This is a genomic window from Pseudoleptotrichia goodfellowii, from assembly GCF_007990505.1.
Classification (GTDB): domain Bacteria; phylum Fusobacteriota; class Fusobacteriia; order Fusobacteriales; family Leptotrichiaceae; genus Pseudoleptotrichia; species Pseudoleptotrichia goodfellowii.
Genome location: NZ_AP019822.1, coordinates 1,590,174 through 1,609,350 on the forward strand (window position 1 = coordinate 1,590,174; position 19,177 = coordinate 1,609,350).

Consider the following 19,177-nt stretch of genomic DNA (forward strand, 5'->3'; position numbering starts at 1 on the left):
CATAAATAAAAAGAGGCTGTTTAAATAGAATATTTTCTACTTTCACAGCTTCTTTTAAATTTTATTTTTAACATATTTTTATTTATGTGATTATATTCCCATTATTGACTTTACCTATTTTCAGGATATAATTAAAGTACAGGAAATAAAATAAATTATAGGAGGAATCAGAAATGAAAAGGAATTTTTTATTGTTAATTTTAGGATTGATTTTACTTATTTCATGTGGCGGAGAGAAAAAAGAAGCCGCTGCAAACGGAAAAGACGAAAAAGTTACTCTTAAAATAGGATCATGGAATGATGCGGGAGATGCTTTGAAAAAAGTTGCTGCAGCATTTGAGAAAACACATCCTAATGTAAAAATTGAAATAGTCGAATCAGACTCCGACTATACAAAACTTACACCGGCACTTGTATCAAATCAGGGAGCTCCTGACATTTTTCAGGCACAGGCAAGAGATTTTCAAAGTTTTTTAGTAAAATTTCCGAAACAGTTTTATGATTTAACCGAAAAAATGCAAAAAGACGGTTTAGTTGATAAATTTCTTCCTGCTTCTATCGAAAATGTAAAAGAAAACGGAAAAATTTATGCTATGCCTTGGGATATAGGACCTGCAGCAGTTTACTATCGTAAAGATATGTTTGAAAAAGCAAATGTTGATCCGAAAGCAATAGAAACTTGGGATGACTTTATAGAAGCAGGTAAAAAAGTTCAAGCTGCAAATCCGGGCGTTACTATGACAGGTTATTCTGAAGACAACGATTTTTTTCATATGCTTTTCAATCAATTAGGCGGAACTTTTGTAAAAGATAATAAAATTGCTATAAATTCTCCCGAAGCCGTAAAAGCTTTAGAGCTTTTGAAAAAAATGCAGGATGCAAATATCCTCATAAATATAAAAGACTGGAACGGACGTATTATCGCTTTAAATAATAATAAAATTGCTACTATTATTTTTCCTGTATGGTATTCGGGAACTATGGTAAATGCTGTAGCTGACCAGAAAGGTAAATGGGGAATTGTAGAACTTCCGGCATTTGAAAAAGGCGGAAACAGACAGGCCAACTTAGGCGGTTCTGTACTTATAATATCCGAACAGTCAAAAAATAAAGAAATTGCTTATGAATTTTTGAAATTTGCTTTGGCAACCAATGAAGGTGAAGATATTATGATGGAATTCGGTTTATTCCCTGCTTATACTCCTTATTATTCGGCTCCGAGTTTCAAAGTTAATAATGAATACTTCGGAATGGATATAAACAGTTTCTTTGCAAAACTTACAAATACTATCCCTGAAACAAATTACGGAGCTATAATGCTTGACGCTCAAGCTCCTTTGACTGGTCTGACTACTTCCGTATTGGGAGGAAAAAACATTAACACAGCTTTAAAAGAAACTTCAGCCGCTATTTCTCAAAGCACTCAACTGGAAGAAGCGAAATAATGGTAAAATCTGAAAAGGAGAAAAAATGAAAATAAAAAACGTACTTCATTCAAAATCATTGACACCTTATTTATTTTTAGCACCGTTTTTCATAATTTTTTCTATATTTATGCTTTATCCTATTTTAAACTCTCTGTTTTTATCCTTTACTTCTGCACAGGGTAATACTTATAATTTTATAGGATTGAATAATTTTAAACGTGTACTGGCGGATAAAATTTTTTGGAAATCTATAATGAATGTATTTCTTATATTGGCAGTACAAGTCCCTATGATGTTGTTTTTAGGGACTGTTCTTGCAAATATTCTCAACAGTAATTTTCTCAAATTTAAAGGTCTTTTCAGACTGTTTATTTTTCTTCCGGTACTTGTAGATCTGGTCACTTATTCTATAGTATTTTCCATATTATTTAATGAGAACTTCGGATTAATAAACTATGCTCTTAATACAATACTCCATTTGAGTCCTATTCCATGGTTTTCCAGTCCTTTTTGGGCGAGAATCCTTATAATAATAGCTCTTACATGGCGTTGGACAGGCTACAACACTGTTATTTTACTGGCAGGACTTCAGTCTATTGACAATTCTCTTTACGAATCTGCCGATATAGACGGTGCAAATGCCGTTACAAAACTGTTGCATATAACTTTACCGTTACTTACTCCGATACTTTTATTTTGCGGAATAATATCCACAATAGGGACTATACAGTTATTTACCGAACCTCAGTTACTGACAGTAGGAGGACCTGATAACGCTACTCTTACACCTATTATGTATATTTACCAGTACGGTTTCCAAAGTTTTAAATTCGGATATGCTTCGGCAGTTTCATATGTTATAACTACTATTGTGTTTATTATAAGTCTTATACAAATAAAATTAACGAATGGAGGAAAATAGCATATGAGAAAAGATAAAAAACTTAAGATTACACTTATGTACATTGTATTGGGAATAATTTGTCTATTTTCAGTTTATCCTTTTATATGGCTGATAATAAGTTCTACTTTGTCAGATACGGATATTTTTAAACTTCCTCCGAAACTTTTCTTCGGAAACAATTTTTTTAAAAATTTTGAGAATCTGAATATTAATCAGCCTATTTGGAAAGCATTTAAAAACAGTATGTTTATATCGGTTACTTATACAATACTGACATTATATCTTTCTTCTTTGGCAGGATATACTTTTGCTAAATTCGATTTTAAATTTAAAAATATTCTTTTGGGAATAGTCCTTATGACAATGATGCTTCCCGTTCAGGTTACGCTTATTCCTTTATTTAAGATTTCCATAGCTTTAGGTTGGCAGAACAAAGCTGCTGCGATTGTTATTCCCGCTTTGGCAAATGCTTTCGGAGTATTTTTCATGAAGCAGAATATGGCAAGCATTCCTACCGAGCTTTTGGAATCGGCAAGAATAGACGGAGCAAGTGAATTTTCAATTTTTCATAAAATTATATTGCCTACTTCGTTACCTCCTTTAGCCGCCTTGGGAATATTGAGCTTTATACAGCAATGGGGAAACTTTCTATGGCCTCTTATAATTTTGCAGGATAAAGAAAGTACCACTCTTCCTGTTTTATTATCAATGATGGTACAAAGAGGACAGGTAGTTCATTACGGAGAGGTGCTTGTAGGTACTATGTTCAGTATTTTACCTGTTTTGGTTATTTTCTTACTGCTACAGAAATATTTTATTGCCGGAATATACAGCGGCTCAGTGAAAGGATAGACTATGAATATAAATAATTTAGAAAATTTAAACATTTTGGGAGTTAATCGGATTAAGCCCCGTTCAACTTTTTTCGGATATGACTCTTTGGAAAAAGCCGAATCTTATAACAGAATTTTTTCCAAAGGTTTTAAGTTGTTAAACGGAAACTGGAAATGTCTGTACAGTGAATATCCTGATAATTTCCCAGACAATTTTTTTACTCCGGAATTTGACGATACTGATTGGGACACTATATACGTTCCGTCAAACTGGCAAATGGAAGGATATGACAAACCCTGGTATACAAATGTTCAGTACCCTTTTCCCGTAAATCCTCCCCATGTGCCGAGTCTTAATCCAAGTATGGTTTACAGAAGAAAATTTTACATGTCGGCTTTGGATTTAAAAAATGTTCAGTATTTAAAATTCGAAGGAGTAGACAGTGCTTTTCATGTATGGATAAACGGAAAATATATCGGTTACAGTCAGGGAAGCCGTATTCCGTCCGAGTTTAAAATTAATGATTATATTATTCAGGGAGAAAATCTGATTTGTGTGCTTGTCCACAAGTGGAATGTTTACTCTTACCTTGAAGATCAGGATATGTGGTGGCTAAGTGGTATTTTCAGAGATGTATATATCACTTCGGAGCCTGAAAGCCATATATATGATATATTTGCTAAAACTTCCCTTGACGAAACCTATAAAAACGGGATTTTAGATTTGGAAGTGGACATTATAAATAATAAAAACTCAAAAGATTTATCAATCGAAATACTTCTGAAAGATAAATCTACAGACTATTTTCTTATTAAAGAAAACTCTGATTTGGACAGTTCGGTGAAATCCAACGAAAGTGGTATCAAGAAATATAATTTCCATTATGAAATAAAAAATATTTTAAAATGGTCGTCTGAAACTCCTGATTTATATGAGTTGTATATAACTTTGAAAGAAAAGGATAATGTATTACAGATTGTTCCTTTAAAAACAGGATTTAAAAAAATCGAGATAAAAGATGGAATAATGCTGTTTAACGGTAAATATATAATGCTCAAAGGGGTAAATCGCCATGAATCCCACCCTGTTTACGGGAGAAGTGTACGAATCGAGCATATGATTCAGGACTTGAAGCTGATGAAAGAGCATAATATCAATGCCATCCGTACTTCTCACTATCCTGATGACCCTAAATTTTACGATTTATGTGACGAATACGGCTTTTATGTAATAGATGAAGCCGATCTGGAAACTCACGGGTTCGAGTTCGTCAACAAAAGAAATTATCTGAACAATCTTGAGGAGTGGAAAGCTGCTTTTAAGGACCGTGCAGAGCGAATGGTCGAAAGAGATAAAAATCATCCTTCGATTATTATGTGGTCATTAGGAAATGAGTCGGGATACGGTAAAAATCACGCTGCAATGACTGACTATATAAAAGACAGAGATGATAGCCGTTTAGTTCATTACGAAGGAGAAACAAGGGAAATATTTGAAAGTACCGATAACGGTCTGCCCGACAGAGATCCCGAAAGTTCCGATGTTCATTCTACAATGTACACGCCTATAGAAATATTGGAAAAAGTTGCAAAACTGAATTTTCTGAAAAAACCTCATATTATGTGTGAAAACCTCCATGCCATGGGAAACGGTCCAGGCGGAATAAAAGATTTGTGGGAACTTCTTTACAGAGAAAAAAGATTACAGGGAGGTTTTGTATGGGAATGGTGTGATCACGGCATTTTGAGAACTCTTGAAAACGGTGAAAAATACTATGCTTACGGAGGAGATTTCGGAGATACTCCCAGTGACAGTAATTTTGTCATAGATGGACTGGTAAATCCTGATAGAACACCTTCTCCTGCTTTAGCCGAATACAAAAAAGCTATTGAGCCGATAAAAATGTTTGCTTTAAATTCTGAAAAAACCAAATATGAAGTTGAAAACAGATACGATTTTATAAATCTCAATGACTTCATTTGCAATTATGAAATTAAAACAAACGGAAAAACTGTCCAAACGGGCTATTTGGAAAATATAAATATCAATCCATCCAAGAAAGCTCAATTTAAAATAAATATTGGCAATTCCATTTTAAATAAAGACGGAGATTATTACATTACTTTTTCATGGAAAATTAAAAAAAATATCGGTCTTTTACCCGCAGGAACAGAACTTGCTTTTCATCAGGAAAAACTTTCAATTAACAAAAATACTGAAAAAACTTCCTGTAATGATGAAATATATTTGAAAAATGCTCCTGATATATTTAATATTGTTGAAAACAAAAATGAACTGGAAATAAGTCTTTTCAATAAAAAAATTGTATTTGACAAAAATACCGGAAAAATCAGTGCTTACTATCATAACGGAATAAATATTTTCAAAGACGGTATAAGTTTAAATTTATGGCGTGCTCCTATTGATAACGATATATTGGAAATTGAAGAATTTGGAGCAAAAAAAGCACTTAATCATTGGAAAGAAAAATGTGTCAATTTAGTGCAACACAGTCTAAGAAACTTTAAAATCTCAGAAAAAACTGATGATTACATTGTGATTGATGTTCAAGCTGAAGTTGCTCCTGCAGTATTAGATTGGGGATATAATGTACATTATAAATATAAAATAGACAGAAAAGGTACAGTTACACTAAATATAACAGGAAAAACATACGGAAATGTGCCCGAAACACTCCCAAGAATAGGCGTTGTTATGAATCTCGACAAACTGTTTACAGACGTTCACTGGCTCGGTTTAGGCCCTCAGGAATCTTACATCGATTCGTGCAGTAGCGTTAAATTCGACTTATGGCATAAGAAAATCGAAGAAATGCACACTCCTTATATTTTCCCACAAGAAAATGGAAACCGTCATAATGTAAAAAGTTTTTCACTGGACAGTGAAAAAAATATCGGAATTTATTTTGAAAGCCTTGATAATAAATTTGATTTCAGTGTTAGCGAATACACTATTGAAAATATTGAAAAAGCTAAACATACTTATGACTTGAAAAAAGAGAATTTTCTGCAATTAAAAATCGATATGGAACAATACGGATTGGGAAGTGCAAGCTGTGGAGAAGAAACTCTTGAAAAATACAGACTCTACTGTAAAGACTTTGAATTTTCCTTTAAATTCTGTACTTTTTCCAAATAAAATATAAAAACTCCCGTCATCAAATCCGTTAAGATTATGTGACGGGAGTTATTTAATAATATAATTTTTAATAATGATTTGCACAAGCTATTATTATAATTTCCTCTTCGGTAATTCTGTATATAAATCTATGCTTATCGGTTATTCTTCTGCTCCAAAATCCGCTAAATTCATGTTTTAAAGGCTCCGGCTTCCCTATCCCCTCGTTTCCGTTTCTTTCTATATCTTTTATCAGCTCATTTATTTTCTTAACAACCTTTTTATCTTCAGACTGCCATTTTACATATTCTTCCCATGCTTTATTATTCCAACTTATTTTCATGCTACTCCACCTCAATTATATCGTGTTCTTCCACTAACCCCGCTTCCACTTCCGCTTTTCTTTTAAGTAATTCGTTATAATATTTCTTATTCGACATAATATAAAGATTTTCCATAAGATTATTATACTCGTCTTCACTCATTAAAACGACATTTTTATTTTCTTTTCTTGTTATAATGATTGTTTCAAAGTCGTCAGTCGCTTTGTCGCAATAATCTTTAAAGTTATTTCTTGCACTTGAATAATTTACAGCTATCATAAAATCACTCTCCTTTTCGACAATTTATTGTACAACAAATACTGATTTTTGTCAATAGTGATTCGATTTTTTACTTTGTCATGTGTGAACAATTTTTAAAAATCATAAAATTCTTACCCTTGCTCCACTGATTATTTCAACTTTATTCTTCCACATGAATAACCTTTATCTCAAATTCTGATTCAGGTATACATTCTTTCAAATCATCTTTTATTCTTTCCAGTGCTGCGATTCTCATATCTACAGATGTATTTGCATTTCCCTGAATGACAAAAAGAACATTTTTAGTGTTTTCATCAAGTTTATAAAGCTCCGAATCACGAACATCAAGCCACGCCATGATCCCTATACTGTCTCGATATACAAAATCCGTTTCGGCAACATGTTTCGGGTTTGACGATATAGGATAAAAAGTATCTTCTTTCCCGCAAATTGTAAATGTTATCGGAAAGTCTATTTTGTTAAAATCATGAGCACCTATTGCAAGTAAAGAATTTAACGATTCGGCATTATAAATATCAACGATGCTGTTTACATGAGGGACGTTTCCTCTACGTTTAATATTATTAATAAGTGCGGATATAGTGGGAGGATTCTTTTTCACACTTCTTGAAACTTTTACAATAATATCTTTGTATCCTTCAACCACCGGATTTTTCTCTATTTCACTCAAATCAGCATTTAGAGTCCATTGCTCTTTTTCATGGAACTTCTGCTTAAATTTTTCAGTTAATTCAGCATCGGGATTGAGCTTTTTCGCAATTCCGATAACGACATCAGTAATGCCGAGTTCTTTCATACTCTTATCAACATGAATTTTCATAATCTATCACTCCCTTTAAATTTTTTGAATAATTCAGAAACTTTATAAAACGCCTTTTATTCCTTTAATTCATCCTACAACAGTTTGAAAATTATGTCAACAACATTTTTTTGCAATAAAAAACCGTCCGAAAAGCCTGTTTCCAATCAGATGGTTTAATTTTTATTCTGCATTCATTCTTTCAATTTTATTCTTAACTGCTTCTGCTCGTGCTGTTTGCACAATAATAAAAGTATGATCCAGCACTCTTTCAATCTCTATTGTCTTTTTATCATTATAAAACAAAATTCTTCCTTTTTTCTCAATTTTTGTCATTTTACTTTTGGAAAGTTTACTTTGGTTATTTTTATACATTTTTATAATCTTCTCATGCTCTTCGTCACTCGTCTGCGAGTCAAAAATAACTGAAACCAATCTCCCGTTCACAAAATTAAAGCTATTAAACTGTCTTTCAACTCCCATAGGGTCTTTCACATCTGAAAAATAATAAACTGCATAATCTCCTTCATCGTGAGAATTACTTAAAGGCTGTTTATTAATAACCTTCCCAAATTCCTGTTTTGTCATCCCGAATTTTATCGTATCTGTAATTTTTTCTCCGTAACTTTTTTCATATTCATCTCCGAAAATAAATAACGAAAATATCAACATTAAAGATAGTATTAATTTTTTCATTTTTCCTCCGCTTCCTGTTATTTTAATTTCATGTTAATTTCCCATTACTCTGTCCAATTTTTTTATTATATTTCCGTCTTTATCTGTGATTACCACTGTTTTCAGTTTTTCATCAAATCCGAAATATAATCTTTTATATTTCTTTCCTTTGGAATCCACATAATTATTTATATAATAAATTCCTTTTTTTCCTGAAGGATGTATTACATAACTTCCGTAAAGATTTACTTTATCGGTTTCTACAATTTCTCCTCCTGTATTTTCCTTATTTTCATATACCTGATATAATTTCCATATATGTTTATCATTATCATAAATCAAAAACTTATATGTTTCGTTTTCATCCATCCATAATGAAGAATATCTGTCCGTTTCCGCATCCCATAATTTCTTCCACGTTGTATTATTTGTAGTAATTTTTGCTGCGAAAGTTATCATTCCTAATACTAACATTCCTGTTAAGATTAATTTTCTCATTTCTCTTATCTCCTCTATTTCTATATTTTATTTCAAATTAACATTTCCTGCACCGTCTACAAGCCATTTCCCGTTTTGTTTTACTACTTTTACAGGGATTTCTACATTAAGATCTTCACTTTTTCCATCTACTATAACTTTCGGATCTGTTGAAAGTACGTTAGTATTTGTAAGAACCGCAATTCCTGTTTTTTCATTATAGGAAATTACTTTAAAAACAGGTTTTTCCCCTACATTCATAATAGCTGCAGAAAATATAGGATCATATTCCGTACCGCTGTAATTTTCCAAATATTTCTGAGCCTGTTTAAGTTTTGCCAACTCTTTACTGTCCTGAGTTTCAAGTATTTTACTGCTTATTTCAATATATTGAGCATATTTTTTGTACTCTTCTCTGAATTTTTTTGTTGTTCCTGCTTTTTCCATCCATTTATCAGAGGAATAATCTTGGCTTTTAAGATACCCGTTAATAAATTTTTCTGCCTGTGCTACAGCCGCTTTTTTTTCCGATTCCGAACTCGCAACTTTTACACTTTTTTTAGTCGTTGCCGCACTTGCATTTACGTTTATTACTCCTACCGAGATTACTGCTAATACTCCCATTAATAATACTTTTTTCATTTTAATTCCTTACCTTTCTTTTTTATTTTATTTTTTAAATTTCGGTTTGTTTGTGAATCTATTTTATCACACTAAGCTTAAAGTAAACTGAAAATTTTTAATTTTTTATCCTGCTATATATAATTCCAATTTTTCTGATATATTTCCGTCTTTATCCGTAATTACTACTTTTTTCAATTTTTCATCAAATCCGAAATACAATCTTTTATATTTTTTCCCTTTTAAATCTATAAAATTATTCACATAGTAAATTCCTTTTTTCCCTGACGGATGTATAATGTATGAACCTGTATATCCCATTACAGTGCCGTCATCCGACTGATCCTCACTTACATCATCTCCTCCTGCACTTCTTCTGTCACTGTAAAACTGATTTAAAACCCATATATGATTGTTATTTTCATCAACTGTAAACAAAAATCTTACCTTTTCTATTTCTTCTTTACTCATCCACGTTCCTGAATATTCTCCGTTCATATCGGGTGCCTGAAGTTTAGCCCATGTCATATTTCCGGTCGTAATTTTTTCTCCGAAAACTAATGCTCCTAACATCACCATTCCTACTAACAATAATTTTCTCATTTTTATCTCCTCTTTTTCTTTGCTTGATTTATTTACTAACTTATTTTATCATTTGAAACTGAAAATAAACTGAAAATTTTTAATTTTATTTTTTAATCAAATGCCGAAACGTTCCATTTCCATTTTCCGTTTTGTTTTCTTATTTCTCTTGCATAACTCGTATCACTGTAATAATTATCTTCATTTTCATAATCTTTTTTTGTCAATTTGGAAAAATATTCTTTGAAAACTTCTTCTGTTACTTTTGAATACTCATTTATTGTTTTTCTCATATCCTCTTTTGTTTTCATATTCATTTTTGCTTCTTCTACCGTTTTTCCCGTTTTCTTTTTAAATCTTTCGGCTATTTCATTTTTCACTTTTTCTTCTTCTTTTTCATTTTTCAGATACATTCCGGTCGAAAGTTTTCTCGCCTCTATTGTTACATAAGCTTTATCTTTTGTTTCATAATTTACTCTTACTATTTTTCTTTTTGCCGTATCAAATTCCGCCATTGCTCTTCCCAGATCAAATCCTACAGTAATTATAAAGTCAGGAGTACTTAAATCATTTAAAAAATATTCTTCCTGAATATCAATGTTTCCTTTTAAAAATTTCTCTTTTGAAATACTTGTCAAATATGCAATTTCTATTTCTTTATTATTTTTTTTAAGCTCTGCATCTGTCATTATAACAGGAGAAATTTCTAATTCTTTGAACTTTTTAATATTTTCCTGATACAATTTCGGATTTGTATTTTTTATTTTTTCATTTTCATTTTTTATATAATTTACAAATAAATCTATACTTTGATCATCGTAAAAATCCGTTATATCCGAATAATATTTATAAAACATTTCAAAGCCTTCATCATATTTTTTATTTCCGATTAGATTTTTTATCTTCGATAACTTTTCTTTATCTGAACGATTTTCTTCCGATTTTTGATTTATTTCAGCATTTCTGATTGTTGTTATATCTGACATTGAAATAACGCTCAACATTGAAAATAAGAACAGTATTTTCTTCAATATTCCTTTTTTCATAATTCACCTCCGTTGTTATAATCCGAATACGCTTATTTTAAAGCCTTCATTCTGTTTTTTTGTTCTTTCCTGTTGTTTATGCTCCATTATATTTCCTGTATTTGCATCTACACGATAAATATATTTTTTTGCAGCTGTAAAAAATTCTATGTCGTAAAAATATTTCCTGTTTTCTTTGTACAACATTAATTTAGTTATTCTGGCTGCACTTTTATTAATTTTCGAATGTGAAAATACAATCTCTTTTGCTTTTTGAGTAGAAATAGATACATTAATATTAGAAATTTTTACTCCCGTTTCTTCTTCGGAAAAACTGAGGATACCACTTCCAATCGTTAAAATTCCGATAAATACAATCCGAAATATTTTCTCTCTCATTTTTCTCCTTTCTCTCCTCTTTCCTGAATTATCATATCATTTAAAACTTAAAATAAACTGAAAATTTTTAATTTTTTTATATTCAAAAAATTCGGTATTTTTTTTGAATTTTGTCGACAGCTTCTTCTTTACAAAAAAATTCCCGATTTCATGATTAATGTTGTTAAACCTTGAATATCGGGAATATATACTGTTACAACAATTTTATTTATAAAAATTTTACCATATTTTTATTCTGTCCTTAGGTTCTTTATAAAGTTTGTCGCCTTTCTTTGTTTTAAAAATCTCATGGAAACTGTCCATATTTTCCAACACTCCGTTTACACGATAATAAGCCGGTGCGTGCGGGTCGGATTTTATCATATTTTTCAATCTTTCTTCAGTTTCTTTCTCTCTCCATGATCTCGCATAACTTATAAAGAAGAGCTCTTCCTGTGTGTAACCTTCAAATTTAACATTTTTTTCGGGATGATCTTTCAAATATAGCTTCAAAGCATCATAAGCTATATTTGTTCCTCCCAAGTCGGCTATATTTTCAGTCAATGTAAATACTCCGTTCAAATGAACTCCCTTTGCAACAGTGTATTTTGAAAACTGATCGACTAATCTTTTCGTTTCTGTATCAAATTTCTTTCTGTCCTGTTCAGTCCACCATTCTTTAGCATTACCGTCGCCGTCAAAGGATGCTCCTGCCACATCAAATCCGTGTGTAGATTCATGTCCTATAACCGCTCCTATTCCTCCGAAGTTGATTCCCGGTTGGGAAGTATAGCTGTAAAAAGGTAACTGTAATATTCCTGCAGGAAACACTATTTCATTTTCGGTAGGTGAATAATAAGCATTTACTTCATGGGCATTCATTCCCCATTCGTCTTTGTCTACAGGCTTTCCGACCTTTTTCAAATCATTATTATAATTCCATTTTTTTATTTCGGAAATTTTATCATATAAAGAAGTATTTTCACTTATCTTAAGAGTTTCAAAGTTTCTCCATTTATTCGGATAACCTATTTTAGAGTTTATTTTACCCAATTTTTCAAGGGTCGCTTTTTTAGTCTGACTGCTCATCCACGTAAGCTTCTCTATTCTGTTTCTAAATGCCTCTTTTATGTATTTAACCATTTCTTCAGTACTTTTTTTAGCTTCTTCGGAAAAGTTTTTTTCAACATAAACTTTTCCCACAATTTCTCCAAGCTCACTGTCTACAAAATCCAATGCCCTTTTTTCAAGATTATCTCTTTCTTTTTGACCGCTTAAATATTTTCCGTAAAATTCAAATCTTCTGTTTGAAGTTTTTTCATCGAGCAGTTCTGCAGAATCCGATATTAAGTGAAATTTCAAATAATCCTTAATCACTTCAAGATTGGAATTATTTATAAACTTATCCAGATTTTCATAGTATTTAATTTCCGGTGTGTTGACATCGCCTGTATTCACTCCGACCTGCTTTAAAAAATCGGAAATATTTATATTTTTTATTTTCTTAGCCAATTCACTGACTTTTACAGGATTGTTATATTTAGTTATATCATCCAGTTCTTCATCAGTGAGCAGTATTTTTCCTATTTTTTTTTCAAATTCGACTATCTTTTTTGCTTTTTCTTCAGTATCTTTTTCGCCTAAATAGCTTAACATATCGCTTACATATTCAGTGTATTCGTCCAACACTTCTTTATCTTCTTCTGTATCGCCTTTAAAATACGATCTTGATAATCCTAATTTTGGTGTATCCAAAAATATTCCGTAATTTCGTGCTTCATTCAAATCCGTACTTACTGACCAGTCATAAAGCAGTCTTGTTCCGTCTTTACTTTTTTTTATGGCATACTTTTGAAAATCATTCAGATTTTTAATTGAATTTATTGTGTCCAAATCATTTTTTAAAGGCTTCAGTCCTGCTTTATTTCTTTCTGCTACATTGTAATAGGAATTATACAAAGTCAGTATTTTCTTCTCATCGGAATTTTCCGAAAGTTTTTTGTTTTTTATTTCGGATATTAGATCCTTTAGAAATCCCTGATTTTTCTCAATTAATTCATCAGTAACTCCCCAGCCTGATCTCGTGGAAGGTATTTTTGTCTGTTTATCCCAATTTCCATTCACAAATTTGAAAAAATTATCCTGAGGTCTTTCAGTTTTGCTCAAATCATTAATTAAGGACTTATCACTATATTTTTCCTGAACAGCACTTTTACCGAATGTTACTGCAGTTGCCAAAAGCAACAAAATCAAAGCTTTTTTCATAGTATTACTCCTTCCGTTTTATATTACCATATTTTTATTCTGTCTTTAGGTTCTTTATAGAGTTTTTCTCCTTTTTTTGTTTTAAATGTATTGTGGAAAGCGTCAATATTTATTAAAAGTCCGTTCACACGGAAATAATTCGGTGAATGAGGATCCGATTTTACAAGATTTTTCAAATATTCTTCAGTCGCCTTTTGACGCCATATTCTTGCAAAGTTCATAAAAAATAGTTCGTCCTGTGTGTATCCGTCTACTTTAACATTTTTTTCGGGATGATCTTTCAAATATAACTGTAAAGCGTCATAAGCTATATTTACTCCTCCTAAATCCGCTATATTTTCAGTTAATGTAAATTTACCGTTTACATAGACATTAGGTGCAACAGCATATTCGGAAAACTGATTTGCCAGTTTTTCTGTTACACTGTCAAATTTCTTTTTATCTTCTTTTGTCCACCAGTCTTTCACATTGCCGTCCCCGTCAAAAGAAGCTCCCGATACATCAAATCCGTGGGTAATCTCATGCCCTATAACAGCTCCGATTCCTCCGAAATTACTTCCCGTTCCGGATTTTTTATAATCGTAAAAAGGAAACTGCAATATTCCCGCAGGAAATACTATTTCATTTCCCGAAGGAGAATAATAAGCATTTACAGTATTTGCACTCATAAACCATTCAGTTTTGTCCACAGGTTTTCCGACTTTTTTCAGTTCTTCTTTATATTCCCATTTACTAATATCTTCCATTTGTTTATATAAAGAATCTTTTTCATTTAAAACTATTTCATCAAAATTACGCCATTTATCGGGATAACCTATTTTAACCGTAACTTTTGCCAACTTTTCAAGGGCTTTTTTCTTAGTAGCCTCGCTCATCCATGTCAGATTTTCCATTCTGTTACGGAAAGCCTTGAAAATATAATCTACCATTTCCTTGGCATTTTGCTTGGCTTCAGGCGGGAAGTTTTTCTCCACATAGACTTTTCCTATCATTTCTCCCAATGTTCCGTCTATAAAGTATAATGCTCTTTTTTCGAGTTTTTCTCTTTCTTTCTGACCGTTCATATATTTTCCGTAAAATTCAAATCTTCTTTGAGCAAGTTTATCGCTTAAAAGCCCTGAAGCCGATGAAATCAAATGAAACTTCAAATAATCCTTTATTACTTCGATATTCGAGTCGTTTAAAAATTTATCCAGATTTTCATAGTATTTTATCTGGGAAATAATAACTTTATCGGTATTTACTCCCGACTCTTTCAAATAGTTTTTCAAGTTCACATTTTTTACTATTTTCGACAATTCGTCAACTTTTCTCGGATTGTTTTTTTTGCTTATATCGTTTTCTTCTTCATTTGTGAGCAGAACTTTTGCTATCCGTTTTTCAAATTCCACTATTTTTCGGGCCTTTTCCTCAGTATTTTTCTCTCCCAAATTGGACAGCATATCACTCACATATTTAGTATATTCTTTTAAAATCTCTTTATTTTCCTCAGTTTCTTTCTGGTAATAATCTCTTGATAATCCCAATCCTGCAGATCCCAAATAAACGGCATTATCTTTAGATGAATTAAGATCTGTTCCTACTCCCCACTCGTATAAAGTTCCTCCTCCTTCTTTTGTAACTTCTATTGTATATTTTTCAAAATCTTTAATATTTTTTACAGCATTTATTCTTTCCAAATCATTTTTCAAAGGAGCTATACCCTCTTTGTTTCTTCTGTTCATATTAATATAAGAATTATAGAGAGTTATTATCTTTTTTTCATCGGAATTTTCAGCCAATTTTTTATTTTTCAGCTCGGAAACCAGATTTTTTAAAAAATCCTGATTCTTTTCCGCCAATTCTGTAAATGATCCCCAGGCAGGCTTTGTAGAAGGAATTTTTGTTCTTTTTTCCCAATTCTCATTTACAAATTTATAAAAATCCTCCTGCGGCTTTATATTTTTACTTAAATCTTTTGTCAATTCTGCATCTCCTTCGGGAACTGCAGAATTTTTATTTTGAATTTCCGAAACATTTGATTTGATATTTTTAATATTTTTCTGCTTTTCAACACCGTAATTTACTCCTAAACACAGTAAAAACAATGAAACTGCCGATAATTTTTTCATAATTACAGTCCTTCCTTTCAGTTATTTCCTGTATTATACGCCTTTTTGCGAATTTGTCAAATAATTTAAAATTGATTTGATATTTTGCCTCTTTTGTAGTAAAATAATGTAAAATAAATCACTTAACTTGTAAATAAATACTATTTAATAAATTTTTTTAATTGAGGAAGGCGGAATAGATAAATGAATATCGGTATAGATAAATTCGGTTTGGCAATCCCTGAATATTTTTTGGATATTGAGGACTTGGCTGTTGCCAGAAACGAAAATGCCAATAAATTTTCCAAAGGACTTCTGCAGCTTGAAATGAGTGTTGCACCGGTTACTCAAGATATTGTAACTTTGGGAGCAACTGCGGCTCATGAATTTTTGACCGAAGAAGATAAAAAGAAAATAGATATGATTATTATAGGTACGGAAACAGGCGTGGATCAAAGTAAATCCGCCTCTGTTTTTATTCATAACCTCTTGGGAATACAGCCTTTTGCCCGTTCTGTAGAAATAAAAGAAGCATGTTACGGAGCAACTGCAGGACTTGATTTTGCTAAAAATCATATTTTGAGAAATCCCGATTCATATGTTTTACTCATTGCTTCAGATATTGCAAAATACGGTATCGGCACTTCGGGTGAGTCCACTCAGGGAGCGGGAAGTTGTGCCATGCTTATTAAAAAAGACCCGAATATACTCATTTTAAATGATGACAATGTTTGTCAAACTCGAGATATTATGGATTTCTGGCGACCGAATTATTCGCCTTATCCTTATGTTGACGGACATTTTTCCACAAAACAGTATTTGGAATGTCTTGAAACTACGTGGGAAGAATATCGTAAAAGAAATAATAAGGATTTGAAAGATTTTGAGGCTTTCTGTTTTCATCTTCCGTTTCCCAAACTCGGACTTAAAGGCTTACAGTCCATACTGCCTAAGGATGTTGATAAAGATCTGAAAGAAAAGTTACTTGAAAATCTCCATACTTCCATTATTTACAGTCGAAGAATCGGAAATATTTACACAGGCTCCCTTTATCTCGGACTGCTTTCACTCCTTGAAAACAGTAACAATCTCAAAGCAGGAGACAATGTTGCTCTGTTCAGTTACGGGAGCGGTGCCGTATGTGAGATATTCAGCGGAACTTTAGCCGAAAACTTTAAAAATCATTTACGTAACGACAGAAACGAAGATTTTGAAAAAAGGGAAAGATTATCTGTAGAACAATATGAAAAAATGTTCTTTGAAGAAATTTCTCCCGATGAAAACGGCAATGTTGAATTTAAAAATGATGACAGCCTGTTTTCTCTTGAGAAAATAGAAGAACACAAAAGAATTTATAAATATAATCCAAAATAAAGGAAACTGTTTTATGAAAAATAACAAAAATATTTGGCTCGGTTTTCATAACAAAGATAGAAACGATCGTATAAACATACTTAAAGAGAACGATTTTTTAAATGAAGAATATTCGGAAATACTTAAAAGCAATGTTACTTTGCCTTGTGAAATTGCAGGGCAAATGTCTGAAAATAATCTCGGTACTTTTGCATTGCCTTTCGGTATTGCTCCGAATTTTCTTATTAACGGAAAAGAATTTGCCGTTCCTATGGTCACTGAAGAGCCGTCGGTTGTTGCAGCGTGCAGCTATGCAGCAAAAATCATTTCAAGATCGGGAGGATTTACTGCCGAGGTTATTAACAGAAAAATGACTGGACAGGTTGTTTTATATGATGTTAATGATATAAATACAGCTATTGAAAATATTGAAAAAAATAAAGATTTAATACTGAAAATCGCTAATGAAGCTCATCCGTCTATTGTTGCCCGTGGCGGCGGAGCGGAAGATGTCAGAGTTGAAATGTTTTCGGAGAAAAACAGCGAGAATATGAACAATACAGATGCCAACTCCGATAATGTCGACGATTTTCTTACAGTTTATCTTATTGCCGATGTTAAAGAGGCTATGGGAGCGAATATTATAAACAATATGCTTGAAGGGATAAAGCCTTTACTGGAAGACATTACAAAAGGTACTGCTCTGATGGGTATTTTGTCCAACTATGCTACAGAATCCCTTGTAACTGCAAGTTGTGAGATAGATATAAAGTATTTAAGTAACGATATTTCTTATGCTGCGAATGTTGCAAAGAAAACCGGACTTGCAGGCAAATATGCAAAAATCGACATGTACCGTGCATCTACACATAATAAAGGTATATTTAACGGAATAGATGCCGTCCTAATCGCTACTGGTAATGATTGGCGTGCTATAGAAGCAGGAGGACATGCTTATGCAGTAAAAAACGGCAGATATGAAGGGCTTACTGACTGGACTTTCAATCCCGAAACTAATAAAATCAAGGGAAAACTCACACTGCCTATGCCTATCGCAAGTGTGGGCGGCTCTATCGGGCTTAATCCCACAGTAAAAGCCGCTTTTAATATCTTGGGAAATCCTGATGCGAAAACTCTGTCACAAATTATTGTTTCAGTGGGTCTTGCTCAAAATTTTGCCGCTTTAAAGGCCCTTGTTACTACGGGAATACAGAAAGGGCATATGAAACTACAGGCAAAATCATTGGCACTCCTTGCAGGTGCTGATCCCGAACAAATTGACACTGTTGTGGAAAAACTCCTCGAAGCAAGGCATATGAGCTTGGAAAAGGCAAAAGAAATTATCAAAGTATTGAAAGAGCCTTTTTACAGCGAAGCAAACATAAACAGACTGGAAAAATCTATTGAGAATGTTGAGTCAGGAAAATCAGCTTTAAAAGAGCATGAACTAATTGAAACAGAATAATATATTTTAGTGAGTTCACATTATCAGAGATAAATAAAACAATTATTTTATTTATCTTTTTATTTGCCCATACAAAAATCATTTGACAAAATCACTAATTAGTGTTAAAAAAATTTTTGTTACTAATTAGTACTTTTTCTTCGGAGGAATTTATGAATACGGAATGGGAAAAAAACTCGTCTATACACTTACAGATAATCTTACAGAGAGTAGTAGCAAAGTTGGTAAAGATTTTAGAGATAAAGGACTGACTGTTTCACAGTTCAGTGTACTGGATGTTCTTTATACTAAAGGAGAAATGCGTATTTGCGAGTTGATAAAGAAAGTTCTTTCAACTTCAGGAAATATGACTGTTGTTATAAAAAATATGGAACAGAGGGGTTGGCTTTACAGAAATATTTCAGAAACTGATAAACGGGCATTTATAGTAGGTCTTACTGAAAAAGGAAAAAACTGTTTGAAAGTGTTTTACCCGAACATAGAGCTGAAATTGAAAAAACATACAGTATTATTACCTCTGAAGAAAAAAAGTAGTTAAT

Annotated in this window: 18 protein-coding genes; 7 read left to right on the top strand and 11 right to left on the bottom strand. The window is 32.2% G+C overall.

The features are described 5' to 3' along the window. Window positions 1-173 precede the first annotated feature (173 nt). Genes FVE72_RS07790 through FVE72_RS07805 form a run of 4 tightly spaced genes read left to right on the top strand, consistent with a single transcriptional unit; the run spans window position 174 to window position 6,324 of the window. Window positions 174-1,445 (top strand): ABC transporter substrate-binding protein, encoded by a 1,272-nt coding sequence (locus tag FVE72_RS07790; protein WP_051411769.1) that lies wholly within the window; start codon window positions 174-176, stop codon window positions 1,443-1,445. 25 nt (window positions 1,446-1,470) lie between these two features. Beyond that, a complete protein-coding gene (locus FVE72_RS07795; RefSeq protein WP_026737902.1) occupies window positions 1,471-2,349 on the top strand; it encodes a carbohydrate ABC transporter permease in 879 nt (292 codons plus the stop codon). Between the two features lie 3 nt (window positions 2,350-2,352). Beyond that, on the top strand, window positions 2,353-3,183 hold the full coding sequence (locus FVE72_RS07800; protein ID WP_026737903.1) for a carbohydrate ABC transporter permease: 831 nt from the start codon (window positions 2,353-2,355) through the stop codon (window positions 3,181-3,183). Window positions 3,184-3,186: 3 nt separating this feature from the next. Next, entirely contained in the window at window positions 3,187-6,324 is a 3,138-nt protein-coding gene (locus FVE72_RS07805; RefSeq protein ID WP_026737904.1) for a glycoside hydrolase family 2 TIM barrel-domain containing protein, read from the top strand. Window positions 6,325-6,391: 67 nt separating this feature from the next. Here FVE72_RS07805 and FVE72_RS07810 read toward each other — a convergent pair whose 3' ends face one another. From FVE72_RS07810 to FVE72_RS07860, 11 genes are all read right to left on the bottom strand, one after another. After that, a complete protein-coding gene (locus FVE72_RS07810) occupies window positions 6,392-6,646 on the bottom strand; it encodes a Txe/YoeB family addiction module toxin (RefSeq protein WP_006806445.1) in 255 nt (84 codons plus the stop codon). Between the two features lies 1 nt (window position 6,647). After that, window positions 6,648-6,905 (bottom strand): type II toxin-antitoxin system Phd/YefM family antitoxin, encoded by a 258-nt coding sequence (locus tag FVE72_RS07815; RefSeq protein WP_006806440.1) that lies wholly within the window; start codon window positions 6,903-6,905, stop codon window positions 6,648-6,650. A 142-nt stretch (window positions 6,906-7,047) separates the two neighbouring features. Beyond that, entirely contained in the window at window positions 7,048-7,728 is a 681-nt protein-coding gene (locus FVE72_RS07820) for a B3/B4 domain-containing protein (protein ID WP_026737905.1), read from the bottom strand. A gap of 162 nt (window positions 7,729-7,890) precedes the next feature. Then, window positions 7,891-8,403 carry a hypothetical protein gene (locus FVE72_RS07825; RefSeq protein WP_006806430.1) on the bottom strand — a complete coding sequence of 171 codons (513 nt, stop codon included), beginning with the start codon at window positions 8,401-8,403 and terminating at the stop codon, window positions 7,891-7,893. 33 nt (window positions 8,404-8,436) lie between these two features. Continuing rightward, the gene (locus tag FVE72_RS07830; protein WP_006806429.1) at window positions 8,437-8,880 is read right to left on the bottom strand and encodes a hypothetical protein; all 444 of its coding nucleotides are present in this window, start codon (window positions 8,878-8,880) and stop codon (window positions 8,437-8,439) included. Between the two features lie 27 nt (window positions 8,881-8,907). Next, window positions 8,908-9,501, bottom strand: coding sequence for a hypothetical protein (locus FVE72_RS07835; RefSeq protein WP_006806465.1), 594 nt, complete (start codon window positions 9,499-9,501; stop codon window positions 8,908-8,910). A 105-nt stretch (window positions 9,502-9,606) separates the two neighbouring features. Then, window positions 9,607-10,083, bottom strand: a complete 477-nt coding sequence (locus tag FVE72_RS07840) for a hypothetical protein (RefSeq protein WP_026737906.1) — start codon at window positions 10,081-10,083, stop codon at window positions 9,607-9,609. A gap of 92 nt (window positions 10,084-10,175) precedes the next feature. Beyond that, window positions 10,176-11,108, bottom strand: a complete 933-nt coding sequence (locus FVE72_RS07845) for a hypothetical protein (RefSeq protein ID WP_026737907.1) — start codon at window positions 11,106-11,108, stop codon at window positions 10,176-10,178. Between the two features lie 15 nt (window positions 11,109-11,123). Further along, the gene (locus FVE72_RS07850) at window positions 11,124-11,486 is read right to left on the bottom strand and encodes a PepSY domain-containing protein (RefSeq protein ID WP_051411770.1); all 363 of its coding nucleotides are present in this window, start codon (window positions 11,484-11,486) and stop codon (window positions 11,124-11,126) included. A 219-nt stretch (window positions 11,487-11,705) separates the two neighbouring features. After that, on the bottom strand, window positions 11,706-13,730 hold the full coding sequence (locus FVE72_RS07855; RefSeq protein ID WP_026737908.1) for a M13 family metallopeptidase: 2,025 nt from the start codon (window positions 13,728-13,730) through the stop codon (window positions 11,706-11,708). 23 nt (window positions 13,731-13,753) lie between these two features. Further along, complete coding sequence (locus tag FVE72_RS07860) at window positions 13,754-15,841, bottom strand: M13 family metallopeptidase (protein ID WP_026737909.1); 2,088 nt, start codon at window positions 15,839-15,841, stop codon at window positions 13,754-13,756. Window positions 15,842-16,024: 183 nt separating this feature from the next. Between FVE72_RS07860 and FVE72_RS07865 the strand changes: the two genes are divergently transcribed. The 3 genes from FVE72_RS07865 to FVE72_RS07875 all read left to right on the top strand — a co-directional run bounded on the left by FVE72_RS07865 (window position 16,025) and on the right by FVE72_RS07875 (window position 19,176). Beyond that, window positions 16,025-17,194 (top strand): hydroxymethylglutaryl-CoA synthase, encoded by a 1,170-nt coding sequence (locus tag FVE72_RS07865; protein ID WP_026737910.1) that lies wholly within the window; start codon window positions 16,025-16,027, stop codon window positions 17,192-17,194. A gap of 13 nt (window positions 17,195-17,207) precedes the next feature. Beyond that, window positions 17,208-18,638: a hydroxymethylglutaryl-CoA reductase, degradative gene (locus FVE72_RS07870; RefSeq protein WP_026737911.1), complete on the top strand. Its 1,431-nt coding sequence runs from the start codon at window positions 17,208-17,210 to the stop codon at window positions 18,636-18,638. 163 nt (window positions 18,639-18,801) lie between these two features. After that, window positions 18,802-19,176 (top strand): MarR family winged helix-turn-helix transcriptional regulator, encoded by a 375-nt coding sequence (locus FVE72_RS07875; protein ID WP_232049436.1) that lies wholly within the window; start codon window positions 18,802-18,804, stop codon window positions 19,174-19,176. Window position 19,177: the final 1 nt, after the last annotated feature.